The organism is Deinococcus peraridilitoris DSM 19664, from assembly GCF_000317835.1.
GTDB classification, from domain to species: domain Bacteria; phylum Deinococcota; class Deinococci; order Deinococcales; family Deinococcaceae; genus Deinococcus_A; species Deinococcus_A peraridilitoris.
In genome coordinates this window covers 39,556-64,442 of sequence record NC_019793.1, presented here as the reverse complement: position 1 = coordinate 64,442, position 24,887 = coordinate 39,556, and the positions used below count along the sequence as shown (strand labels likewise).

General features: G+C 65.4%; 17 protein-coding genes. 9 read left to right on the top strand and 8 right to left on the bottom strand.

Annotation, left to right across the window (positions count from 1 at the left end; translation table 11 throughout):
* Window positions 1–81: 81 nt before the first annotated feature.
* Window positions 82–1,350, bottom strand: coding sequence for an ABC transporter substrate-binding protein (locus DEIPE_RS00255; protein ID WP_015233971.1), 1,269 nt, complete (start codon window positions 1,348–1,350; stop codon window positions 82–84).
* A 340-nt stretch (window positions 1,351–1,690) separates the two neighbouring features.
* Here DEIPE_RS00255 and DEIPE_RS00250 point away from each other — a divergent pair, with 340 nt between their 5' ends.
* Window positions 1,691–2,650: a glycosyltransferase gene (locus DEIPE_RS00250; RefSeq protein WP_015233970.1), complete on the top strand. Its 960-nt coding sequence runs from the start codon at window positions 1,691–1,693 to the stop codon at window positions 2,648–2,650.
* A gap of 87 nt (window positions 2,651–2,737) precedes the next feature.
* Here the strand turns inward: DEIPE_RS00250 and DEIPE_RS00245 are convergent, their stop codons facing one another.
* The 4 genes from DEIPE_RS00245 to DEIPE_RS00230 are packed head-to-tail and all read right to left on the bottom strand — an operon-like array spanning window position 2,738 to window position 8,025.
* Window positions 2,738–3,997: an MFS transporter gene (locus DEIPE_RS00245; protein ID WP_245557568.1), complete on the bottom strand. Its 1,260-nt coding sequence runs from the start codon at window positions 3,995–3,997 to the stop codon at window positions 2,738–2,740.
* A 22-nt stretch (window positions 3,998–4,019) separates the two neighbouring features.
* A complete protein-coding gene (locus tag DEIPE_RS00240; protein WP_015233968.1) occupies window positions 4,020–6,458 on the bottom strand; it encodes an alpha-mannosidase in 2,439 nt (812 codons plus the stop codon).
* Window positions 6,455–7,039, bottom strand: coding sequence for a D-sedoheptulose 7-phosphate isomerase (gene gmhA / locus DEIPE_RS00235; RefSeq protein ID WP_015233967.1), 585 nt, complete (start codon window positions 7,037–7,039; stop codon window positions 6,455–6,457). The genes DEIPE_RS00240 and gmhA overlap by 4 nt, the downstream gene beginning before the upstream one ends.
* On the bottom strand, window positions 7,036–8,025 hold the full coding sequence (locus DEIPE_RS00230) for an ROK family protein (RefSeq protein ID WP_015233966.1): 990 nt from the start codon (window positions 8,023–8,025) through the stop codon (window positions 7,036–7,038). Before DEIPE_RS00230 ends, gmhA begins: the two co-directional genes overlap by 4 nt.
* 222 nt (window positions 8,026–8,247) lie before the next feature.
* Between DEIPE_RS00230 and DEIPE_RS00225 the strand changes: the two genes are divergently transcribed.
* Both DEIPE_RS00225 and DEIPE_RS00220 read left to right on the top strand, forming a co-directional pair.
* Window positions 8,248–9,159, top strand: coding sequence for a carbohydrate ABC transporter permease (locus DEIPE_RS00225; RefSeq protein WP_015233965.1), 912 nt, complete (start codon window positions 8,248–8,250; stop codon window positions 9,157–9,159).
* Window positions 9,159–10,061 carry a carbohydrate ABC transporter permease gene (locus DEIPE_RS00220; RefSeq protein ID WP_015233964.1) on the top strand — a complete coding sequence of 301 codons (903 nt, stop codon included), beginning with the start codon at window positions 9,159–9,161 and terminating at the stop codon, window positions 10,059–10,061. Before DEIPE_RS00225 ends, DEIPE_RS00220 begins: the two co-directional genes overlap by 1 nt.
* An 88-nt stretch (window positions 10,062–10,149) precedes the next feature.
* Here DEIPE_RS00220 and DEIPE_RS00215 read toward each other — a convergent pair whose 3' ends face one another.
* From DEIPE_RS00215 to DEIPE_RS00205, 3 genes are all read right to left on the bottom strand, one after another.
* Window positions 10,150–11,391 carry an ROK family protein gene (locus DEIPE_RS00215; RefSeq protein WP_015233963.1) on the bottom strand — a complete coding sequence of 414 codons (1,242 nt, stop codon included), beginning with the start codon at window positions 11,389–11,391 and terminating at the stop codon, window positions 10,150–10,152.
* Between the two features lie 85 nt (window positions 11,392–11,476).
* Window positions 11,477–12,829, bottom strand: coding sequence for a family 4 glycosyl hydrolase (locus DEIPE_RS00210; protein WP_041231005.1), 1,353 nt, complete (start codon window positions 12,827–12,829; stop codon window positions 11,477–11,479).
* Between the two features lie 36 nt (window positions 12,830–12,865).
* Window positions 12,866–15,373 carry an alpha-mannosidase gene (locus DEIPE_RS00205; RefSeq protein ID WP_015233961.1) on the bottom strand — a complete coding sequence of 836 codons (2,508 nt, stop codon included), beginning with the start codon at window positions 15,371–15,373 and terminating at the stop codon, window positions 12,866–12,868.
* A gap of 80 nt (window positions 15,374–15,453) precedes the next feature.
* On the opposite strand from DEIPE_RS00205, the gene DEIPE_RS00200 reads away from it, so the two are divergent.
* Genes DEIPE_RS00200 through DEIPE_RS00175 form a run of 6 tightly spaced genes read left to right on the top strand, consistent with a single transcriptional unit; the run spans window position 15,454 to window position 24,867 of the window.
* Window positions 15,454–17,268: an alpha-amylase family protein gene (locus DEIPE_RS00200; RefSeq protein ID WP_015233960.1), complete on the top strand. Its 1,815-nt coding sequence runs from the start codon at window positions 15,454–15,456 to the stop codon at window positions 17,266–17,268.
* Window positions 17,265–20,129, top strand: a complete 2,865-nt coding sequence (locus DEIPE_RS00195) for an alpha-mannosidase (protein WP_015233959.1) — start codon at window positions 17,265–17,267, stop codon at window positions 20,127–20,129. The genes DEIPE_RS00200 and DEIPE_RS00195 overlap by 4 nt, the downstream gene beginning before the upstream one ends.
* Window positions 20,126–20,776, top strand: coding sequence for an aspartate/glutamate racemase family protein (locus DEIPE_RS00190; protein ID WP_015233958.1), 651 nt, complete (start codon window positions 20,126–20,128; stop codon window positions 20,774–20,776). Before DEIPE_RS00195 ends, DEIPE_RS00190 begins: the two co-directional genes overlap by 4 nt.
* Window positions 20,773–21,693: a class II fructose-bisphosphate aldolase gene (locus DEIPE_RS00185; RefSeq protein WP_015233957.1), complete on the top strand. Its 921-nt coding sequence runs from the start codon at window positions 20,773–20,775 to the stop codon at window positions 21,691–21,693. The genes DEIPE_RS00190 and DEIPE_RS00185 overlap by 4 nt, the downstream gene beginning before the upstream one ends.
* Window positions 21,694–21,697: 4 nt before the next feature.
* Window positions 21,698–24,229: a beta-mannosidase gene (locus DEIPE_RS00180; protein ID WP_015233956.1), complete on the top strand. Its 2,532-nt coding sequence runs from the start codon at window positions 21,698–21,700 to the stop codon at window positions 24,227–24,229.
* Window positions 24,226–24,867: a YesL family protein gene (locus DEIPE_RS00175; RefSeq protein ID WP_015233955.1), complete on the top strand. Its 642-nt coding sequence runs from the start codon at window positions 24,226–24,228 to the stop codon at window positions 24,865–24,867. The genes DEIPE_RS00180 and DEIPE_RS00175 overlap by 4 nt, the downstream gene beginning before the upstream one ends.
* Window positions 24,868–24,887 lie beyond the last annotated feature (20 nt).

Genomic DNA, 24,887 nt, shown 5'->3' with positions numbered 1-24,887 from the left:
GTTGGCCACCAAAACAGAGAAGCGGCGGTGGGCCGCAACCCACCACCGCTTCTCTGTTCGCTTGACTGGAGCGTGATTCGTTTAGCGGGTCGCGTCGCGTTTGCCGTCGGCGACCAGTTTCTCCACCGCGGCCTGCGCTTCGTCGAGGGCCGGTTTGACGGCCTGGCCACGCAGCAGCACGTCGTCGACGGCCTTGGCGACAGCCCGGTCGTAGTTCGGAGCAAAGACGGGCGAGACGCTGATGAAGGTGTGTTTCAGGTTGTTGGCCTGCTTCAGGAACTCCGGGTTTTTGTTGGCCAGACGGGCGACCTGGTACCCAGGCAGGTCGTTTTGTTCGGCTGCCCAGACTTTGGCGCCTTCTGTGGCGAGGTACTTCGCGAAGGCGAAGGCTTCTTTGGGGTGCTTGGTGCCGGCGGGAATTTCGATGTTGAAGCCGCCGCCCCAGGACGTCGATTCGTGTTGCTTGCCGTCTTCGGTGGGTACGGGAACAAAGCCGTACTGGAGGTCCGGGGCATTGCGTTTGAGGGTCGTGAGGTAGTTACCGTTCTTGACGACCATGGGCACTTTGCCGGACATGAACTCGTCCTGCGCGCCGCCACCGAAGGACGCCCGGAAGCTGGCGACGTTGTTCGCGCCGTACTTGTCGGTCCACTTCTTGATCCAGTCGAGGGCCTTGACGGCGTCAGGGCTGTTCACGCGGGGATTTTCGTAGTTCTTGTCCCACAGCGACCCACCGGTGTTGGTCACCCAGCCTTCGTATCCAAAGTCACCGAACATCGGGTGGAAGCCCATGCGGCTGAAGCGGTTGCCGTCTTTCTTGTCAAGTTTCTCGGCGTAGCTCCAGAGCTCGGCCCAGGTCTTGGGGGGCTTGTTCGGATCGAGACCGACTTCCTTGAAGGCGGCTTTGCTGTAGAACAGCAGGCGGGTGTCGGTCACGAAGGGCAGGGCGTACTGTTTGCCGTTGTAGGTGCCGGTTTCCCAGAGGTTGGGGAAGAAGCCGCTCTTGAGCTGGTCGGCACCCAGGGCGCTCATGTTGACGTTCTGGTTTTTTGCGGCGCGTTGCTTGGCCGTGCGGATATCGATGACGACGACGTCGGGTGCGTTGCCTGCGGCCACACCGGCGACGGTTTTGGTGATGATCTGATCGAACGGCACGCCGATGTACTCAACCTGAATGTTGGGGTTTCGTTTGTTCCAGGTCTCGACGATGCTGTTGATGGTGGGTCGCCGCTGCTCACTGAGCCAGTGAGCGGAGAACTTGAGATTGACCTTCTGCTGGGCAGCCGCAGGAGCGCTGAGCGCGTTCAGGCCAAGCAGCATGCCGGTGACAATGAGGACCTTTCGTTTCATACTTCCTCCTGGATCGCACTCAAGCGATTTATTGCGTTTTATTTTCTTTATTTTATTAAGAAATTCATGCTCCGTCAACCCCTGAGAATGAGAGCCGGGCTACATCCGCAGGCGTTGCCCGACTGCCACGCGCGCTCACAGGCCGCGTGCACCGAACGTCAACCAAGACGGCTCAGGCGAGCCACGTGAGTCCACCAGGGAATCGATCAGCCTCAGTGGCACATCCCGCTCGCCGGCCACATCGCCTGAAGGCCCGGCAGCCACAAGCAAAAGACACCCAGTTTGCGCCTCAGGCCGCTGTGCCGGTAGGCTGCGCGTTGACGCGATCGAAGGAGACTCTATGCGGCGACTTCGAATCCTGACCTGGCCGGTTCACGGCAGCTGCATGTACTACGTGTCGCACGCACCTGATGACTGCTATCTGCCGGTGAGCGAGGACGAATCCGGTGGGAGCGGCGGGCGCGGCACCAACTTCTGGTTGGATGACAATGTGCACGACATTCCCCTGGAAGAGGTAGGGTGCACAACGTTTGACGTCATCCTCTTTCAGGCGCGCCGACCGTACGAAGCCGACCAGCATCGGATTCTCAGCGAGGCGCAGCGCTCCATACCGCGCATCTACCTCGAGCACGACCCGCCACGCGAATCACCCACCGACACGCAGCACCCGGTCGATGATGCCACCATGCTGTTGGTGCACGTCACGCACTTCAACGACCTCATGTGGGATTCTGGCCGCACACCCACCCGGGTGATCGAGCACGGCGTGACCGTACCCCATGAGGCACACGACACCGGCGAACTCGAGCGAGGCCTGGTGGTGATCAACAACATCCATCAGCGCGGAAGACGCCTGGGGGCTGACGTCTTCGAGCGGACCCGCCGGGAGTTGCCCCTTGACCTGGCCGGCATGGACGCCGAACGCTACGGCGGCTGGTCGCTGGGCCTGGAAGAGCTGCACCTGATGCAGGGCCGCGACCGCTTTTTATTCAACCCCATTCGTTACACCAGCCTGGGCGTGGCCATCTGCGAAGCCATGATGATCGGCATGCCGGTCGTCGGGCTCGCCATAACCGAAATGGTCAGCACCATCCGAAACAGCACGAACGGTTTTGTCGGGACTGACCTTCGCAAAGTCATCGGGTACGCCTCGCACCTGCTTCGTAACCCAGGCCTTGCCCGCGAGCTCGGTGCGGGGGGGCGCCGCACGGCCTGCGAGCGCTTCGGAATCGAACGCTTCGCCCGCGACTGGAGTGAAACTTTCCTCGACCTCGCCGGACGTGGCGCTGCCCACCGGTAGGGCAGCGCCACACGAACCGGCACTCACAGCTGGAGTTCTCGCGGTGGTTGACCGGCCGGCGAAGCCCGCGCCGTCGCGGTCCGGGCGTCAGTCCGTGCGGCTGAGCTTGTGCACGAAAAACCACGACAGCCCCAACGCCGTGAGCGCCAGCGAAAATACCACCGGGAAGCCCACCTGGTCAGCGACGCCTCCCCCCAGGATCGGCATGAAAGAGAGCAGCCCGAGCGTGGTGTTGACCACCCCGATATACCGGGGCCGGTCGTGTGCCGGTGCAAAATTGAGCAGGTAATTGGTGTAGCCGATGTTGATGCCCGGACCTGCCAGGGCGCTCGCGGCGAACACCAAGGCGAACCAGGTGCCTGCGCCGGCGGGCAAGGAGAGGGCCAGCACCGGTGGAAGCAAGGCGATGAAAGTGGCGAGCCGGATCACCCGGCGTGAACCGTACGTCTGCGCAACGCGGGTCCATACGAGGTTGCTGAAGGGCGACACGACCGTGGTGACCATCAGGAATACACCCAGCATGCTGGGTGGTAATCCCAGGACGCCGATAGCGTACACCGCGTAGAAAGGATCGGCGACGCCCGCGAAGGCCAGCAGCGCTCGTGGTACCAGGAAGCGCCGCATCGTCGGATTGCGCAGTGTGCCCGGCAGCGCCCGCAGTTCTGCGCGCACGCCCGATGGGCCCTCGGGTGTTTCTTCATCGGGCGGTTCGTGAATGCGGGTGAACAGCGCGTACGCCACGCTGAAGGCGACCGCGCCGACCGAGAGGATGATCGTGTAGTTGTAAGGAAAGCGTACGTTCGACGCGAGCATGTCCCGTACGAACAGCCCGGTCAGCAGGGCCAGCAGGCCGCCGTAGAGCTGGCGCACGCCAAAAAACGCCGGTCGGCGCTCGGCCGGGACGACTTTGGCGACCACCGTGAGAAACGGCAAGCCGGCCACCCCGTTCGCGAAGGCGCTCAGGCCCAGCGTGACGAGGAGGGCGCCCAGAAGCAGCTGAGGCCGGTCGGCGAACAGCACGCTCGAGGCAATGAGCAGCAGGTATGCCGTGGTGCGTACCCAGGCGCTGCCTGTGTAGATCGGCAGCTTGTAAGCCCGCGTGCGCACTTTGCCGGCGACGAACAGCTGCGGGAGAGTGTAGCCGAACCCCATCAGTGCGGGAATGAGCCCCACGACGACGTATGGAGCCCCCAGCTGACTCGCGAAAGGCACCAGGACGATGCCGGCATTGAGGCAGGTGTCGCCCACCGCGCCAAACCAGCCGTTGACGACGCCCAGGCGGTAATTGCGTTCCTGCATGGCCTGCAGGAACGCCTTCGAGGAGCGCCACACGCGACTCGCCCTCACAGAACTCCATTCCGTACGGCGCTCAGGCGGGCTTCAGCGTCTCCAGTTCGGTCAGGTTCAGGGTGACAATTTCGCCTCCGTCATCGGGCACCAGCAAGGTTAGAATTTCATAAGCTCCCATGCTGAAGCTGGTTTCCCGTTTCAGGAATGGGAGCGACAGCTGTGCCCGTGCGGTCAGGCCGTGCGTTTCCACCAGGCGCAGCACGTAACCGTGATCCTCTTCGGCGCGCTTGACAACCGTCACCTGCACGTTGGCCGGTTCGACGCTCAGCCACGACGCTGCAGCGGGCAGCGGGCCCTCGTGATACGTCTCGGGAATCACCACGGGGTGCTCGGTGAGGGTGGCCGCTGCACGGGGAATGCCCGCCTCGCGCCAGGTGCCTTCGTGCGGAACGATCCAGTAGGTGAAGCTCTGTTCGCCCTGGTCCATGAAGCGGTAATCGCCGTCTTCGCTGGGCACGTAAGGATCGTGGTGCGCGATGATCGGCGAGCGCAGCACGGTCAGGCCAAGTGTCGAGCCGAGGGCGTGGTAACTGTACTTGGCGTCGTTGATGAGGCTCAGACCGCGGATCACGCCGGTCGGACGGTAGACGCCGCTGAGGTCCGCCCAGCGCTGCCCGGGTTCCTCGTCTCCGTCGGTCGGGCGGGTCGTGACACCGTACGGGGCTTCGTAGGTGGCTTGTGGAAAGTGCAGGTGGGTCGGGAAGTGCAGCTTCAGCACCCGGTGACGTTCGTGCCAGTCCATCCGCACGCGGACCTCCACGTACGGCAGATCGGCGAACAGCGAGAACTCCTGCGTGAGGGTGCTGCTGGCGTAGCGGCTGATGGTGCGGATGGTGCTCTTCACCGGGCCGTGGTCGAGCAGGACCGAGGTGGCGTCGGCGAAACGGCCGACCAGGTCGTGATAACCGAAGACGCCGTGACTCCAGGTGTCGCTGTCGTCGCGGATCACGTGGCCCACGGCGGCAGTGTCCTGAAAGACATCCGAGCCGCTGCGTTTGTCGAGCAGACGGGCGAGGCCGCCCGTCTGCTCGTCGATGTCCAGCCGGAACAGGCCATTTTCCAGGTGTGTGGCGCTCGCTTCGCACGGCGCGAAGTCCTGTGGGGCCTGCGCCACGATGGTGTACCTGCGGTGCCCGAAGGGCGGAAGTTCCACCAGCCAGCTGAGGCGCTTGCGCCAGCCGGTGACGGTGGCTTCCGAGCGCACGCGCTGAGCGGGCACTTCTTCGCCCCGCTCGTCTCTGACGGCGAACTCGTTCGGGACCCCGCCCGTTTCGTGTTCGATGGGAATCCGCACGGGCCACGGGTGCGGATTGAAGACCACGTAAGGTCTGCTGCCTTCCACGGGAGGCACCGTGACGCGCCAGCTGAGACGCTGGATGGCGGCGTTCGTGACGTGTTGCGCGGTGGCGAGCGCTTCGCCGTACTCATTGCGTGCGTCTTCATAGGCGCTCTCGATCGAGGTGCCGGCCAGGATGTCATGAAACTGGTTGAACAGCACCCGTTTCCAGGCTCGCTCGAGATCCGCCCGGGGGTAGGGGAGGCCCGTCAGGGCGGTGGCGAGGCTCGCGAACTTCTCGGCCCGCACCAGCGCGAGTTCGGCAGCGCGGTTCCAGCGTTTTACGCCGGAATGCACCGCGTAACAGCCGACCGCGTGAATCTGCAGCTCACCGCTCCACTCGGGCACCTGCGCATGCTGCACGGCGTCGAAGTACCGGCTGGGGTCGCTCAGGCGCAGCTCTGGCAGTTCTGCGGTGCCATTCAGCCGGGTGATCGAGGCGAGGTTCTCGTTGGTGGGCCCGCCGCCGTGGTTGCCGACGCCGTAAAAGCACATCAGTTCGCCCAGCTGCCCGCTCAGCTCGGTGGTGCATTTGCGGACATGGGGTTCGAGGTCTTTGCCCCAGGTGCAGTACTCGTAGGGAATGCGGAAGGTCAGCACACGCGAGCCGTCCGGTCCCTGCCACCAGAAGAGGCGGCTCGGCAGCGCCTGCTCGTGGGGTCCGGGCCGCATGAAGGTGTAGCGCGTCAGGCCGCTTTTCAGCAGGATCTGCGGCAGCGTCCCGGCATGCCCGAAGGAGTCCGGGTTGTAGCCGGTGTCGGCGACGCGACCAAAGCGCGACTGAAAGAAGCGCTGTCCGTACAGGCCCTGCCGCACGAAGCTTTCACCGCTCGGCAAATTGCAGTCGGGCTGCACCCACCAGCCGCCCACCAGGGCCCAGCGTCCTTCCTGTACGCGCGCGCGGATTTCCTCGAACATCTCGGGCTCATTTGCCTCGATCCAGGCGAGGTGCGCAGCCGACGAGCAGGTGAAGATGAAGTCCGGATGCTCCTGCAGGCGGTCGAGGGCGGAGCGGTAGGTCGCTTTGATTTCCTGATAGCCTTCCTGCCAGTTCCAGAGCCATACCGGGTCGATGTGGGCGTTGCCGATCATGTGAAATACCGCGTCTTTGCTCGTTGTCATGCGGGTGTGGCCTCCACGAAGGTGTCGTCGATGGTTTCGCACAGCACGTGAATCATCAGGATGTGCATCTCCTGGATGTGGGCGGTGCGGTCGCTGGGCGCCCTCAGGGTGATGTCGGCGTGGTTGGCGGCCTGTCCACCGCCCTCGCCGGTCAGGGCGATGGTGATGGCCCCTTGTTCACGCCCGGCTTGCAGTGCCCGGACGACGTTGGCGCTGTTGCCGCTGGTGGTGATGCCGATCAAGACGTCACCCTGCTGAACGAGCGCTCGGACCTGCCGGGCGAACACGTCCTCGAAGGCATAGTCGTTGCCGATGCAGGTGAGGGCGCTGGAATCGGTCGTGAGCGCCAGGGCCGGCAGGGGGCGCCGTTCACGGCGGTAGCGGCCGGTCAGCTCGGCGGCAAAGTGCTGAGCGTCGGCGGCGCTGCCGCCGTTGCCGCAGGTCAAGAGCTTTCCGCCGCCTCTGAGCGCTTCGATACAGGCCCGCGCGGCGGCGCTGATTTCAGGTTCGAGGGTGATCAGCTGTTCGAGGGCTCGGCGGTGACCGTCGATGTACGTCTTGAGGTTGTGACCGGCGGTCATGCGAGGACTTCCTGTGGTTCGTGCAGCGCGATGGCGGCCGCGCCGAAGACGCCGACGTTGTCGGCAAACTCAGCGGGGCGGATCTCGACGCCGCCCATGAGAGCGGGCATGCTGCGCTGCTGCACGCGCTCGCGCAGTCCGTCGAACAGCAGCGGCCCGAAGTTGCTGACCCCACCCCCGATCACGATGCGCTCGGGGTCGAAGGTGTGTACGATGCTGGCCACTCCGGCGGCGAGCAGATCGAGGGTGTCATTCCACAGGTCCCACGCGACGGCGTCACCCGCCTGCAGGGCCATCAGGACACTCTGGGCGGTGATGTCGTGCAGTGAGGCAGCAGAACGCGCGAGCAGCGACTCCGGGTGGCGCGCGGCGAGTTCGCGGGCCCGGCGGGCGATGTTGGTCCCCGAAGCGTAGTGTTCCAGGCAGCCGCGCCCGCCGCAGTTGCACGTCTCGCCGTCGTACTTCACCTGCAGGTGCCCAAGTTCCCCGGCGTTACCGTGCTTGCCGCGGTACAGCTCTCCGTTGAGAATCAGGCCGCTGCCGATGCCGGTGGAGAGGGTGAGGTACACCATGTGGCGGGTGCCGCGCCCGGCGCCGAAGTGGTACTCGGCGAGTGCGGCGGCGTTCGCGTCGTTGTCGAGCACCACCGGCAGTTTCAGGGCGTCGTGAAGGTGGCGCACCAGCGGAAAGTCGATCCAGCCGGGCAGGTTGGGAGGATTCTGGATGACGCCCAGGGTGGTGTCGAGTGGCCCGCCGCAGCCGACGCCGACGCGCGCCACCGGGACGACGTTACGGCGCAGCAGGGACCGGCTCAGGTCGAGGATGCGCTCCACCACCTTTTCCGGTCCTTCGTCGGCGTGGGTGGGCGTACGGTCGGTGTCGATCAAGGCTCCGGTGTCACTGACGATTCCGGCAGCGAGTTTCGTGCCGCCGATGTCGATCGCCAGAACATGACGCGTTGTAGCCTCCAGCGGACTCGTGGGCATGGGAGCTCCTCTACAGTTGAGCTATCAGGATGAGATGAGGGGATTGGCCTTGAGGTCAAGCATATACCAAAAGCGGCAATTTTTTTATATATTTAAGCAACTCGAACCAACGTCGAATGCCGCTGCGAGTCCTTCACCAGCACGCTGAGGAGGTTTTATGCACCGAGGTCAGCCATCGCCTCATCCACATAAGCATCAACCCGGACACACCTTGAGGTCGCGATGGCTGGTATGAGCCGCGCCAGGCGTAGTGAAGCCATCATGGGCTACCTGTTCATCGCGCCCTGGCTGCTGGGCTTTCTGATTTTTATTGCCGGTCCGATGCTGTGGTCCCTGTACGCCAGCTTCACCAACTACGACGTCACGACGCGTGCCCGCTGGGTCGGCCTCGACAACTACCGGCGGCTCTTTTTTGATGACGACATCTTCTGGACCTCGCTGTACAACACCGGCTTCTACGTGGTGTTCGCCGTGCCCCTCAGCGTCGTCACCGGTGTGCTGATCGCCATCCTGCTCAACCAGCAGATACCCGGGCAGCGAATTTTCCGCACCATTTTCTTCCTGCCCAAGGTCCTCACGGGTGTAGCCGTGCTGCTGCTGTGGCTGTGGGTCTTCAACCCGGACTTCGGCCCCATCAACGTGTTCCTGCGCGCCATTGGCATCCAGAACCCGCCCTTGTGGTTCGCCGATCCCACCTGGGCCAAGCCGGCGCTGATCATCATGAGCATGTGGGGCGCCGCCGGCGGATACATCATCTATCTTGCCGGTCTGCAGGGCATTCCCAAACACCTATACGAAGCGGCGATGCTCGATGGCGCGACGCCCGTCCAGCAGTTCTGGAACGTCACGGTTCCCATGATGTCGCCCACCATCTTCTTCAAGCTCATCACCGGAATCGCCGCAGCCTTTCAGTTCTGGGAGACGTCGCTGATCATCTCGGAAGGCGGAAAAGGCGGACCCTCCTACTCCACTCTGTTTTACGGCCTCTACATGTGGCAGAAGGCTTTCGGTGAGTTCGAGATGGGCTACGCCAGTGCCATGGCCTGGATTCTGCTGGTCATCATCCTGATCCTGACCGGCCTGCAGTTCTTCATCTCCCGGCGCTGGGTGTACTACGAAGGCGAGGCCCGCTGATGACCGTTCAGCAGAACAATCCGTCCCCCAGCACACCGCTGCTGCAGCACCGTCGGCGTCCCAGCATTCACAACGCCCGCAATCTCTTCTGGAAAGTCGCCGCCTTCGTCCTGCTGTGTGCCATCAGTGCCGCCGTGCTGTTCCCGGCGCTCTGGATGCTCTCGACCGCCCTGAAACCCGACACGCAGGTCTACGCCAATCCGCCCGTCTGGATTCCGGACCCGCTGCGGTTTGATAACTTTACCAAAGCCTGGTCGCTCGCTCCCTTCACGCGCTACGCGATCAATACCTCCCTCTACGCGGTGGCAGTGGTGTTCGGCACGGTGCTGTCGTCGTCGCTGGCCGCGTACGGCTTCGCGAAACTGCGCTTTCCCGGGCGCAACTTCCTCTTCGCGATCCTGCTCTCCACCATGATGATTCCCGGCATGGTGACCCTGATTCCCCAGTACATCCTGTTCTCGAAGTTGCAGTGGGTGGGCACCTATTTGCCGCTTGTCGTTCCAAGCTTTTTCGCGGGCGCGTTCTTCACCTTTTTGCTCAGGCAGTTCTTCATGGGCATTCCCAACGAGTTTTCCGAAGCCGCCCGGGTAGACGGCGCCAGTGACCTGTGGATCTGGAGCCGCGTGATCATGCCTCTTTCCAAACCGGCGCTCGCGACCGTGGCGATCTTTACCTTCGAAGGCGCCTGGGACAGCTACGTCGGACCGCTGCTCTACCTGAACGACGAACGTCTGTACACCCTGCAGGTCGGACTGCAGTTTTTCCGCACCGCCAGCCAGGTGCAGTGGCAGTACCTGATGGCCGCCGCGCTGCTGGTGATGCTGCCGGTGATCATCGTGTTCTACTCCTTCCAGAAGTACTTCGTGGAGGGGGCGTCCGTCACCGGGGGCGTCAAGGGCTGAGCGAGGAAGAACTGCGAGGACCGGAACACACGAAGTGTTCCGGTCCTCGTACTTGTGGGCGCTCCGCGTGCAGGCGTCATGACACGCTTTACGGCGCAGCGGGAGCTAGGACCGCGGAAGCCGGGCCGGGCGCAGCTACGCCGGTCAGCACAGCCCGGGGATCGCGCAGGATGTGGTGAATGGCAATCGCCACGGCGCCCAGCGTGGTGGCATCCTCGCCCAGCAGGCTCTCCACAATCCGCACGTCTTTCGAGAGGTAACCGAACGAGCGGCCCTTGACCCGCTCGGCCAGTTCGGTGGTCAATTCCGGCCAGGAGCGCACCAGCTGCCCACCCAGCACGATCAGGGCCGGATCGTAGTGGTTCACGGCGTTCACCAGCGCTGCCGACAGGTAAGTGAAGACCCGGTCCTTGATGTTCAGCGCGCGCAGGTCGCCTTCTGCTGACAGACGCTGCAGATCAGCCGGGTTTTCAGCGCTCAGCCCCAGCCGGCGCGCTTCCTGCATGATCGCCGGTACGCTGACCAGGGTTTCGAGGCAGCCGCGGTTTCCGCATTCACAGATCGGGCCGTCCACGTGGATGGTCGTGTGACCGATCTCGCCCGCGAGTTCGTGCGCGCCCCGGTACACCCGGTCGCCGACGATCAGGCCCGCCCCGACCCCGGAGCGCAGCGAGATGTAGAGTAGCGTCTCCTCGCTGCGGCCCGCGCCATACCAGCGTTCACCGAAGGCGGCGGCCTTGGCGTCGTCGTCCAGCCAGCACGGCACGCCGAACTGTTCGCTGAGGTAGGCCGTGAGTTCGACGTTGCGCCAGCCGCCGAAGTTGGGCGGTCCCAGAACGATGCCCTTGTCGCTGTTGACGGGGCCGGGTACGCCCACCCCAATTCCCAGCAGTGGCAGACGCCCGTCGATGACGTCCCCGATCACTTCCTGCAGAAGCGACAGTCCTTTCCTGACCGACGACGTTGGCTGGAAAGGCCGCTCGACACGAGCGAGAATGCGTCCGCTGAAATCAGAACGGATGGCGCGCACCTGCGAGCGCGAGACTTCCACGCCGATCACCTGACCGCGGTCGTGGTTGAAGGTCAGCAAGGTCGGACGGCGCCCCACCTGACGTTCGCTGGACGGTGTTTCGATCAGCAGGTCAAGGGAACCGAGCTCATCGACCATGTGGGTGATCGTCGCTGCCGTGAGTCCGGTGGCGTCGGCCAGTCCGCTGCGTGAGATGGGCTGGAGCTTCTGAAGGGCTTCGAGAACAACGCTCAGGTTGTCTGCACGGACTTCGGGAAGATTGCGGCCTTGCCGGATACTTCGGGGTTTGCCCTGTTTCATTGCTGTCCTTGTGAACGGGCGTCAGTGTTTCTTGACGCCTTCAAATAATTGTGCGTGAAAATCACGCTGTGCGCAGCAAGCCGCGTCACAAGCGGGCTTGGGTGCGCAACCACGAGGGCAGCCACGTTGCCTGCGCCGCCAGCAGCTCACTGGCCAGGCGCCGGATGGCGGGCAGTTCCACCAGACTTGCCGTGAGCGGATCGAGCGCGAAGGCGCCGATCAGCGCGGCGCAGTCGCGCCTGATGACCGCTTCGACCGCGGCAGTCTGCAAGGCGATCCCTGTCAGGTTCAGGCCGGCACACCCGCCCGGCAGGCGGCCCACCACCGTCGGGTGCACGCCGGCCTCGTTCACCAGCGCGGACACCTCCACGCAGGCGTCCCCCGGCAGGTTGGCGATCCAGCCGTCGTTGCGCACGTTCACATAAACATTCGCCGCCGGGCCGCCCACCAGCGCGGCGATGACGCGCATGCCGAACTCGCCTGAGCATTCCAGTCGTGCGCGCAGCCGTGCCACCGTGGCGCTGACCAGAGCGTCCTCCTGCCCGGCGACGTTCAGCGAGCCGCGCAGGTAATCCCAGCGGCGAGGCAGATGCGCCTTGACGCTTTCTGGAGAGCGCCGGAAGAACGGCACGTACTCCGAGGCGTGATGACTCGACTCGCTCAAAAAGTACCCGAAGGTCTCCAGCAGCTCCGCCCGGACGCGCTCCTGCCCTCCCTGGTAGGCGAGGTCCCCTTCCGTCCATGGTGTCGTGCCCCCATACTCGGGCAGGAAGCGCGCCCGCAGCACGTCACGCAGGTCATCACGGAGATCCTTCCCTGCCGCCTCCACCGTCAGAAACCAGGCCTGGTGATTGATGCCCGCTGCGACGTACCGGAGTTTTCCCGCATCCAGCCCAAGCAGTTCCTCGATCACCCGAGCGGAAGTGGGGACGCTGTGGCACAACCCCACGACCCGGAGCCCCAGATGCTGCAGGTAAAGGCAGTTCATCGCCATGGGGTTGGTGTAGTTCAGCACCAGCGCCTCAGGGCACAGCTCGAGCACGTCACGCGCCAGGTCCTCGAAGGCGGGCGCGCTGCGCACGAAGCGCATGATCCCGCCGGGGCCCAGGGTATCCCCGGCAACACAGTCGACGCCGTAGCGGCGCGGAATCTCGGTGTCCGAGCGGTAGGCAGCGAGCCCGCCGACCTGAAAGGTGAGCAGCAGGTGCGTCGCGCCCCGCAGCGCTTCGCGCCGGTCGGTCGTGACGACCAGCTGCAAGGGTCGCGCGTGAGCGTCTGCAACGGCTTGAGCGGCGCGCGCGGTCCTGGCGGCCCGTTCCAGGCTGAGGTCGTGCAGGACTACTTCTGCGCCCTGCAATTCGGGCATGGTGAGCAGGTCGGCGATGAGCGTGAGCGGGAAGGTCATGCCGCCCGCGCCAGTGATGACGATGCGTGTCACCTTGCTGCTCGCCGATTCAGCGCGCACTGGCGGCGCTCAGCCATGCGCTTCCTCCAGGAAGTTCACGACACGCGCTTCTCCGCCGGGCGTGATCCGCAAACTCAGGACCTGCTGCGGACGAAGCTCCACCTCGATGGCGTGCGCGCCCAGGTGCACGGTGCCGCTCACCGCCTGGCCACCCCATTCGTGCAGGCGCACGATCAGGTCGTCATCGTCCTCGGCCTGCTTCAGGGCACTGACCGTCACCGTCGCGAGGCCCGTCAGACGCAGCGCGCTGTGGCTGCCCGGTGCCGCGCCGTCGTGAACGTACTCGCGGGTGAACACCACCGGCTGGTTGAGCTGCTCGGCCAGTGCGGGAACACGCGCGGCACGCCAGTCACCATCGTGCGGCACCAGCGACCAGCGGACGCGCTGCGGGCCCTGATCGAGATGTTCGTACGTCACGGCGGGGTCCAGGGTGGCCGGGTCGTGGTGCGCGTACACCGGGCTGCGGGCGAGCGTCAGGCGAATCTCACCGCCCAGCACGCTCGCGGAGTACTTGCTGTCGTTCAGCAGGGCCAGGCCCGCCGGGCGTGAGACGCCACGCCGGTCACGGGCGAAGCCGCTGACGTCCAGCCAGGACTGCACGGGTTCCTCTTCACCATCGGCGGGCCGGGTGGTAAAGCCGTACGGCACCTCATAAGTGGCGCTCACGTCGCTCAGCGCAGCCGGGAAGACCAGTTGCGCGGCGTGATGCGTTTCGCGCCAGTCGAGGCTGAGGCGCGCGGTGATTTCCGGTGAGTTGGCGTACAGCGTGAAGTCCTGCACCGCCGTCGACGAGCGGAAGCGGGTGGTGGCGCGCACGGTGGCGCGCACCTCACCGAGTTCCAGCACTTCCAGTTTCGCGTCGCCGAACACGCCGACCAGCTGCCGGTAGGCGTGCGCGCCGTGACCCCAGGTGTCGCTGTCGTCACGGACGACCTGCAGCTGCGCGCCCGTGCCGGCAAGCAGGTTCACGCCGCTGAACTTGTTGATCAGGGCACGCAGCGCGCCGGTGTCGCTTTCGAACTGCAAGGACCAGTAGGCATTCTCGATGCCCCCTGTGCTGGCGCTCAGGGGAGGCGAGAGGACCTGACCACTGGATTGCTCGTCCAGCACCCGGTACAGGCGGTACCCGCACGCGGGCAGGTGGGCGCGGAACACGAAGCGTGGCCGGCCTTGCCCGTTCACGCTTTCCGGGCGCAGGCGCTGGTGCGCGACTTCTCGTCCGGTGTCGTCGATCAGGCGCAGGTGTTCGGTGTGCCAGTCGTTCAGTTCGATTTCGACGGCCTCGTCACGCTCGGCACTGGAGGGGTTGAACACCAGGACCGGGACACCGTCGCCGTAGTCGGTGACCCAGCTGGGGCCGTCCCAGCGCACGCTGCGGATGACCTCGTCGACATTGCGTCCACCCCGGCGAGTATCCACGCTGTCCGCGATGGCCTGGGAAGCGGCGAAGGTGACGCGTCCGGCGATGCTGAGCACTTCCCCGAGCTGATGGTAGGCGTCCTGAAAGGCGCTCGGAATCGAGCTGCCGGCCAGGATGTCGTGAAACTGGTTGAAGAGCAGGCCCTGCCAGGCGCGCGTGAGGGACTCGTGCGGGTAGGAGAAGTTCGCGCTGCGGGCCATGACGGCGAGCTTCTCGGCGCGCAGCAGGGCGTGTTCAGCCTGGCGGTTGAGGCGTTTGATGTCACTGACGGCGGCGTAGCAGCCGCGCGCGTGGTGTTGCAGTTCACCGGCGTACACCGGGACGTCCTCGTGCCGCACACTGTCAAAAAAGCCCCTGAGGGAGTTGAGGCGCAGGGTGGGCCAGTCGGGCTGCTCGGCCAGTTCACGCAGATTGGCGATGGCGCGCCGGGTGGGGCCTCCACCGTGATTGCCGACCCCGAACAGCCCCACCCAATGCTGCAGCGCCTCGGGGCGCCAGGCGAGATTGCGTTCCAGGCTGGTCTGAATCTGGTTGGGGCTGCTGTTGTAGCACTCGACGTGCGCGCTGAGGATGCGCGTGCCGTCCACACCTTCCCAGTGAAACAGCCGCGAGGGCAGATCGATCTCACCAGCGCTGGGGCGCATGAAGACAAAGGAGTCCAGACCGGACTGCACGAGCAGCTGCGGCAGTGTGCCCGGATGCCCGAAGGAGTCGGGCAGAAACCCGACCCGGGCACGGCGGCCGAGCAGACGCCCGAAGGTGCGCTGTCCCAGCAGGGCCTGGCGCGCGAGGGCTTCACCGTGGGCGAGGTTGACGTCCGGCTCGACCCACCAGCCGCCGACGGGTTCCCACTGTCCGCGCTCGACCGCCGCGCGGACTTCCGCGAGCAGCACCGGGTGACTTTCCATCCAGGCGTACTGCGCGGCGCTGGAATGCACGAAGACCATGTCGGGGTTTTCATGCAGGCGGTCAAGCGCGCTGCGAAAGGTGGCTTTGACCGTTTCGTGCCCTTCGCGCCAGTCCCACAGCCAGACGGGGTCGATGTGGGCGTGGCCGACGAGGTGGAAGGTCAGGTCTTTGCTGCGGGGATGGATCATCGCTTCTCCTGGCGCGCGTGTTATTTAAAATATTTAAGAAATAGGGTAGTGTTTGAACGAAGCCAACACAAGAGGTCCCCATGCACACCACCTCCACTTCAGCGCCCATGCACGTCGAGCACCAGGGGCACGGTCTGCAGATCCACTCGCCCCACTACCAGCTCAGCTACCACCACGAGCGACCTTACGCGCGGCTCAGCGATTCCGCAGGGAGGCTCTACAGCGAACTCTTCCTGGCGCCCAGCCTCCACACCACCGCAGGACTCGACCGCACCGCGCGCCTGCGGCCTCCTGAAATCGAGCACGACGGCCAGACCGTCACCGTGCGCTTCTCTCTCGAAGGCGGGATCTGGCAGCACAAAACGCTGGTGCTGCGCTGTGACCCGGGCGGCATCGACACGTTCGTCGAGGTTTCCGGCTCGGCCTGGCTGACCGACGTTCACCTCTTCGGCGGGTACTACAGCGGCCATCAGCGCTGGGGCAGCGGCTTTTTTTCCAGTGGCGCCGGCTTCACGCACGCCTTCAATCCCGAGCCCTACGCCCGCGAGCAGCGCCTTGTTCCCGCCGGGCAGTCCAGCGCCATCGACGTGATGGGAACCAGCCTGCCCGGCAAAGGGCACTGGTTCTTCACCCCCGCGCCGCTCGTCTACGCTTTTTCGCAGCAACACCCTGCAGGCCAGCTCGCCCTCGGCGCCGATCAGGGTGGAAGCCCGGACGAAGACGGCGCCGAGGGGCAGCCGCTGTCTTCGCGCTGGCTGGGCGCTTCTATCGTCGCGCCCGTCGAGGAGCTCAACTTCACCGCTTTTCATTACGACGCCTTGGAGGGCGCTTTCAGCTTCCGCCTCAGCTACGAAGGACAGACTGAGGTCGACGGGCACTTCCGCAGCCCCACCCTGCGCCTGACGTTCAGCGACGATCCGTATGAAGCTATCGCGCAAAACAGTGCCCGGCACGCCGAACTGCACATCACGGCGCACGCGCCGCAACCCCAGCCCGAATGGTGGTCCACCCCGATCCAGTGTGGCTGGGGCGCCCAGTGTCACCTGGCGCGCGAGCACGGCGGGCGCGCTCCCGACCACTGCACCCAGCAGAATTACGACGCCTTTCTGGACACCCTCGACGCGCACGACCTGCAGCCGGGCATCCTGGTGCTCGACGACAAATGGTGCGCCTCGTATGGAACGAGCGAAGTCGACCGTCACAAATGGCCTGACCTGGAAGGCTGGATCGCACGTGCCCACCGGCGCGGGCAGCGGGTGCTGCTGTGGTGGAAAGCCTGGGACGCCGAGGGTCTGCCGGACGACGCCTGTATCCTCGACGACCTCGGTGAACGCGTCACCGCCGATCCCACCAGTCCCAGCTACGAAGCCATCCTGCGCGGCGCCGTTCGGCGCATGCTGCTCGAATACGGAGCCGACGGCTTCAAAGTCGATTTCAGCGCCCGCACGCCCAGCGGACCCGGTCTCAGACGCGCCGGAAGCGCCTGGGGCCTGCACCTGCTGCACCGGCTGCTGTGGATCCTGCACGACGAAGCCAAACGCTGCAAAAGCGACGCGCTCGTCATGACCCACACGCCCCACCCGGTCTTCGGGAACGTCACCGACATGATCCGCCTGAACGACGTCAACACCGGCGCTGACGTCAACGAACAGATGACGCACCGCGCGCGCGTGACCCGCGCTGCCCTGCCACGTCACCTGATCGACACGGACAACTGGCCCATGCCGAGCCTCACCGCCTGGCGTGCGTACACCCGCCTGCAGCCCGAACTGGGCATTCCCAGTCTCTACTTTGTCACGCACACCGACGGTGACGGTCAGGCGTTCACTGCTGCAGACTACGACCTCGTGCGCGACACCTGGCAACGCTACGCGCAGGCAAAGAGGAAACCGTGACCCGCCCTGCCACGCCACGCACGGTGCACCTCTACCACCACACCCACTGGGACCGGGAATGGTGGGCGACCCGCGAACGCTTCCGCTTCCGCCTCGTGCACACCATCGATGCGGTCCTCGACGCACTCGGCGCCGACGAGAAACTGAGCTGCTTCGTGCTGGACGGCCAGACTATCGTCCTGAAAGACTACCTGCACATCCGACCGGAACGTCAGGCGGAACTGGGCGCCCTCATTCGCGCCGAGCGGCTGTTCGTGGGGCCCTGGCACATCCTGCCGGACGAATTTCTGGTGAGCGGCGAAGCCACCATCCGCAACCTCTGGCTGGGCGAACGCACCGCGCGTGCGCTGGGCGTGCCACTCAGCCGCGTCGGATACCTGCCCGACCAGTTCGGGCACATCGCGCAGATGCCGCAGCTCCTGGCCGGTTTCGGCATTGACAGCGCCGTCGTGTGGCGTGGTTTCGGTGGGCCACCGGTCGGCGGGAATTCCGGGGAAGCGGAAGTCAGCCGGAACTGCTACCTGTACCCCCGGGCGCGTGACGAACGCTTTCCCGCCGAGGTGCAAAGCGAATTCTGGTGGGAAGCCCTGAACGGCAGCCGCGTGCTCGGTGTCTTCCTTCCGCTGGAGTATTACCGCAGTCATTTCACCCTGTCAGGAGATCCTACGTCCACTGATCAGACGGTGGGCCGGGCCCGGCGCGCCAGCCGTTACCTCGCCAGCTACGCCGCCACGGACGCGTTGCTCGAACCGCTGGGCGGCGACCACCTGAACGTCGATCCGAATTTGCCCACGGTCCTGACCTCGATCAACGAGGTCCTCGCGCAGGAAGGCGTGCATTACCAGATCAGCTCACTCGACGCCTTCGTACGTGACGTCCGTCGCCAGCAGGAACGCGTGCAGGTCGTCTGGCAGGGCGAAGGGCGGGCGTTCGGGCGCAAGGCGCACCTGCTGCCCGGCGTGCTGAGCGCCCGGCTGTACCTCAAGCAGCGCAACGTCCGCGCGCAAAGCGCCCTCGAGCGTTTTGCCGAACCCCTGCAGGCCCTGCACTGGCTGCTGGGAGAAGCCTACGAACACCAGTACCTCTGGAACGCCTGGGAACGCCTCATCGAAAACCATCCGCATGACAGCATCTGCGGCTGCTCGATCGATCAGGTGCACCGCGAGATGCTCACCCGTTTCGACGAAGCCCAGCAGATGGCTGACCTCCTCAGCGAAGACGCGCACGCTTCCATCACCAGCCGGGTCGATGCGAGTTTTGCCCCGGACGGGCACGTTTTTACGGTCTTCAATCCGCTCAACTGGGCGCGCACCGACGAAGTCCGCCTGCTGATGAACGTTTTTCTGGACATTCACCCGGAGGGCTGGGAACTCATCGATCATGAGGGCCAGACCCTGCCGTTTCAGGTGCGCACGGTTCGCAGTTCGACCGAAAAAGCCGAAGCCTTCAGTTGGCTGGGCGTCAGCGGCCACGGCGCGCACGACGAGGACCAGTTTTGCGAAGTGGGCTTCGTCGCAAGGGACGTACCCGGAATCGGATACCGCGCGTACGCCCTGCGGCCCCGCTCCTCGCCCGCCCGGCATGACCTCGCCGTGCCTTACCAGGTGCTCGGAAACGTCGCGCTGAACAAAGGTGACCTGGCAGTCAGCGACCTCGCCGTCGGTCCCGGCGTTCTCGAGAACGCCTTGTTGCGCGTTACGGTCGGGACCAACGGTAGTTTGGAGCTGCTCGACAAAACCACCCTTCTGACCTACCCGAATCTCAACAGCTTTGACGACGGGGGTGACAACGGTGACAGCTACAACTACGCCTGGCCGCTCGGGGATCAGGTGTTCAGCACCGAGTGCCTGGAAGCCCGGCATGCCTGGCAGGAGGTCGGTCCCGCGCGCGCGACCCTGCGTGTCACCTGGGCGTGGAGTCTGCCCGAAGGGCTCAGCGACGACCGCCAGAGTCGCAGTGCCCGGCACGTGCCGTTCACGCTGCACAGCGACATCACTCTGCACGCCGGCGTGAAGCGCGTGGACATCCGCACCCACTTCGACAATCCCGCCCGTGATCACCGCCTGCGCGCCCGATTTCCGCTGGGCGCCCCCATCACGCATTCGAGTGCCGAGACCCAGTACGGCGTCGTCGAGCGCCCCGTGCGGCTGCCAGACGACCAGCGTGGCAGCAGCGAGCCGGCCGTACACGAACACCCTCAGCTGCACTTTGTGAGCGTCACGGACGGCGCGCGCGGCCTGAGTGTCCTCAACCGTGGCTTGCCGGAATTCAGCGCCCGCGAGGACGGCTCCCTCTGCCTGACCGTGCTGCGCGCCGTGGGCTGGCTTTCGCGCGCGGACTTCCTGACGCGTGTCGGGGGTGCCGGACCCACCATCGCCACCCCGGAAGCCCAGATGCTCGGCCCGGTTGAGGCCGAGTACAGCCTTGTGCCGCATGCTGGCAGTTGGGACCAGGCCGACGTGTGGCGTGACGCACATGACTTCAACGCGCCACTGCACGCCGCGACGCGCACGAGCCAGGTGGTGCCGCTGCGCAACCGCCACCGGACGCTCAGCGCTTCCCTCCCGCCGCTGGGTCAGCTCGTGCGCGTCACGGGTCGTGTGCTGGTCACCGCCATCAAGCGCGCGGAAGACCATGGGCGCCTGATCATCCGTTTCGTGAACCAGACGCCCCAGCCACAGGACGTCAGTGTACGGATTGCCCGCCAGGTCACCCTTGCCGAACGCGTGAACCTGCGCGAGGAGCACCTCTCGCCCCTGGACGTCGAGAATGACACCGCGAGCCTCAGGGTACAGCCCTGGGAAATCGTCACGCTTGCCTTTCGCGTGACTCCCGCTGACCATCAGGAAGGAACGACATGAAAACGCTGGCGCTCATTCACACCACACCCGTCACCGTCACGTCGATGAAAGCCCTCACGAATCAACTCGCTCCGGGGGTACGCGTCATCAATGTGCTCGACGACAGCCTGCTGCCCGACGTGATGCAGGCCGGTCACCCTACGCCGCAAGTCACCGAGCGCCTGCGCAGCTACGCGGGGGCGGCCGTCCAGGCCGGCGCGGACGCGGTGATGTGCTGTTGCTCCTCGGTGGGCGAGAGTGTCGAAACGCTGCGCGCTGAGCTGGGCGTGCCGTTTCTGCGCATCGACGAGCCGATGGCGCAGGACGCCGTACGGAGGGGAGAGCGTATCGGGGTGATCGCCACGGTCGGGAGCACCCTCGAACCCACCGCGCGGCTCATCGAACGCGCCGCTGCACACGCCGCTCGCGCCGTGCACCTCGAACGAAGGCTGGTGGACGGCGCTTACGACGCCCTGCTGCAAGGCCACGGCGAACAGCATGACCGGCTGGTCACCGAGGCCCTGCGTGACCTTGCGGAACGCTCGGATGTGGTGGTACTCGCTCAGGCCAGCATGGCCCGCCTGATTCCCGGTCTGGGCAACATTCGCACGCCCATTCTCAGCAGCCCGGAAAGCGGTCTCGCCCGCGCCCTGGAGGTCTTGTCATGAAACTCCCTCAGGCCCTTACGCTCACTGAACTTTTGCTACCCGCACAGCGCCACGGGTACGCCGTCGCGGCCTTCAGCGCCCGTTACCGTGCGTGCGTCAAACCGGTCCTGCAGGCCGCGGTGGAACTGCGCAGTCCGGTCATCGTCGAAATCAGCCAGCGGGAACTCGGCTGGTTCGGCCTGAGCCCACGTGATTTTCGTGACGCCGTCGAAGAAGCCGCGCGCGAACTCCGCTCCGACGTGCCCTTGTGCCTGCATCTCGACCACAGCTGGGACTTCGAGGTGATCCGCGCCGCCATCGAGGCGGGGTTCTCGAGCGTCATGATCGACGCGAGCGCGCAGGACTTCGAAGAAAACATCCGGCAGACCCGCCGGGTGGTTGAATTCGCGCACGCCCACAACGTCAGTGTCGAAGCCGAACTCGGCAAGCTCACGACCACCGACCAGATGGAAACCGACGGCGACGAAGCGCTCTATACCGTTCCCGAAGAAGCCCAGGAGTTCGTCGAGCGTTCTGGTTGTGACGTCCTGGCCGTGTCGATCGGCACCGCCCACGGTGTGTATCCCGTCCAGAATCCCAAAATCGATTTCGAACGCCTCGCGGCCATCCGCCGCCTGCTGCCCGAGACCCCGCTCGTCCTGCACGGCGGGAGCGGTCTGCCTGCCGAAACCGTCCACCGCGCCATAGAACTGCCCGGCGGGGGTATCAGCAAGATGAACATCGCCACGGACCTCGAAAACGCCATGCTCAGCGCCATGGGAGGCCTGAAACGCATGACCAGCGCGGACCTCGACCAGCTGGAGCCGGATTTGCTGGCGGCAGGACTGAACGCCGTGAAAGACGAAGCGCGCGACAAGATTCAGAACTTCGTGCGTTCGGCGGGCCGCGCGCAAGCCTGCCCACCCGCCCGCACGTAACCCCATGCCTCACCACGACCCGGCCCGAGTCAACCGCAGCGCGCCGAGCCCTTACCGGCAGGACCTCGGGGGCGCGTGGCAACTCACGTCCTCCGTCAGCGAAGCGTGGCGTTTCCGGCGTCTGCACGCCGAACTGCAGCAGGAGATCGGCGCTTTCGCCCGCACCTCGTGGATCGAGGCGCGCGTGCCGGGGAGCGTTCATGACGATCTGATCCGTGCCGGGCTGGTGCGCGACCCCAACGAAGGCCTCGCGAGCCTCAGCGCCGAATGGGTGAGCGAGCGGCAATGGGTGTACCGGCGGACGTTTCGGGTCAGCGTGCCGCCCTGCGCGCGGCTGCGGTTATGCTTTGATGGAGCGGATCACGGCGGTGAGGTGTACCTCAACGGTGAGCACCTCGGTCCGCTCGGCGGTACGCACACGCCCGTGCGGTTTGACGTGAGCAGCCTTGAGCGCAACGAAACCCACCTGCTGGTGGTGGTCCTGCCCGAGGCGCCACGAGAAGCAGGACAACTCGGCCGCACCAGTCTGACGTCCACCCTGAAGGCCCGCTACGGATACTGGTGGGACTTCGCGACCCGGCTGGTGCACGTCGGTTTGTGGCGTGACGTCTCCCTCGAAGGAGACGCAGGAAGCGCCCTCACCGACGTGTTCGCATGGGCAGAACTCGACGCGGGGTACAGGCACGCCGTGGTGCACATCGAACTCGAGTCGGACAGTGACTCAAGCGCGCCCATGACAGTAGAGCTGCACCACCCGGATGGCCGCAGCGAAGTGACGCGCACCCTGAAGCGCGCCGTGCAGTTCGAACTGACGCACCCGCAGCTCTGGTGGCCTGCCGGACTCGGCGCGCAACCCCTCTACACGCTGCGTGCCAGCCTGCCCGGAAGCGCCGGTGTCGCGCGGCGCTTCGGCGTTCGGCACATCCGCCTCGTGCACAACCCTGCGTCGCGGGCTCGGGGAGCGCGCCCTTACACCCTGCAAGTCAACGGACGCGCCCTGTACGCTCGGGGTTTCAACGTGGTTCCCACAGACCTGATTCCCGGACGCGCCCACACCACGCTGCGCGAACGCGCCCTGATAAGCTACGCTGCCGGCGCGCACGCCAACCTGCTGCGCTTCAACGGCGTCGGCCCGGTCGCGCCGCGCAGCGTGCTCGACGCCTGCGATGAGGCTGGCCTGCTGATCTGGCAGGACATGCCCCTGACGTCCAGCGGCACCGACAACGTCCCTCCGCGTAATCCGGCCTTCCTGGCCGCGCTCGAACGGGACCTTCCGCCCTTGATCCGCACTTTGCGCAACCATCCCTGCGTGGCCCTGTACACGGCCGGCAACGAACTCACCGACCAGAACCGCAGTCCCGCCAGCGAAGCGGACCCCACCATCGCGCGCATCAGGGAGCTCATCGGCACCCTCGATCCAACGCGTCCTTTTCTGCCCACCTCACCCAGCGGACCGCAGTACGACCTGCGTGAAGACGTCGCGCTGACCCACCCGGAGGAACTGCATGACGTGCACGGCCCATGGCATTACCGGGGCGTACTCGACAGTTTCCGGCCTCACACGCTCAACCGCGCTCTGGCGCACAGTGAATTTGGCTGTCAGGCCGCTTCGCGCGAAGCTACCCTGCAGCGCTACCTGACCGACGGTCCCGTCTGGCCGATGGACGACCGCAATCCACAGGTGGTGCATCACGGAGAGTGGTGGCTGATGCGTCACCGCATCGAAGAAGTCTTCGGGAGGGTCGATGACCTGGGCCGGTACGTGCGGCTCACGCAGGCGGCGCAGGCTGACGTGCTGCGTCACGCGCTCCTCTGGAACCGGGCCCGCCGCGGCGAGTGCAGCCTCGCACTCGTCTGGCAGCTCAACGAACCCTGGCCGAACGCGCATAATACCAGCGTCATCGATTACGACCTGAAACCCAAACTGGCGTACTACCGCTGCCGTGAAGCGAACGCACCGCTAACCATCCACTTGGGCCTGAGCGCTCCGGTCGCGCGCGGGCACTTCGCGTTGCGGCCACAAATCCTCGCGGATCAGGACGGCGAGGGCCAGTTGAGCGTGACGCTGTTCAGCCTGGACGGCACAGGGTCGCAGCGCGAGTGCCGCAGGGTGCGCTGGGGACAAGGAGCGTATGACCTCAATGTTCGCGTGCCCGGGGAGCCCGCGCTGCTGCGCGCCGAACTGCGCAGTTTGGATGGTTCGCTCCTGGCCCGCAGCGAGCAGTGGATCGCTCCGGATCAGAACACACCGTTCGCCGCTTTGCTGCACCTGCCCCCCGTTACGCTGCACGCCGAGCAGGACGGTTCGTGCCTGCTGATTCGCAACGCGGGAGCGCACGTCGCACCGTGGGTGACCCTCGAAGCGCCCGCTGACGTGAGCGAGACCTTCGGTGACAACGGTTTTTCACTGTTGCCCGGCGAGACACGTGCCGTCGACGTGTCGCTCACGACACTGCGGGGTGCTGCAGTTTCTTCCGAGCTCACGGTGAGCGCCTTGAACGCCACACGCAGCGCGTGTTCCTGGGAGGCGCCATGACAATGCTGCCGCGCGCGTACCGGGAAGGTGGGCTGTTGGTCTGGCGTCACCTGCTCACCCTCGTGTGGCTGAATCTGATCTGGCTGGTACTGTCCTGGACGCTCATTCTGGCCGGACCGGTCACACTGGCGGTGTACGCCCTGATCGCCACCAGCATGCGCCAGGACCGCGACCCTGAGTTACGCGCCCTGCCGGTCCTGCTGCGCCGGAATCTGCTGCCCGGAGTGCTGTGGCTCCTGACCGTGGTGCTGTTCGTGTTTCTGCTGTACACCAACGTCACGTTCTGGCCGGGCGTGCTCGGACCGTTCGGGGGTGTGCTGGTCGTGCTCCTGTCGGCGTACCTGATCTGGCTGTTCGTCGCCTTGCAGCCTTACCTGCTCGAAGCCCTCAGCGTTACGCGCCTCCCGTTCCTGGCCGCCTGGCGCGCCGCGTTTCTGGGGCTCGCGCGTGACCCGGTCGCGGCGCACCTGTACGTGCTGATTCCCATCGCCGTGATCATCCTCAGCGTCCTCTTCCGGACCTTCGCGATGAGCATTCTCGTGAGCGTCGCGCTGACCTTTGCCGCCGTGCAGGTCAAGCCTTTCGAAGAGCAGACAGAACCCCCCGACGAGTGGCCCGATGAACCTCCCAGACCCTGAAGCACCGCGTGCCGGGCGCT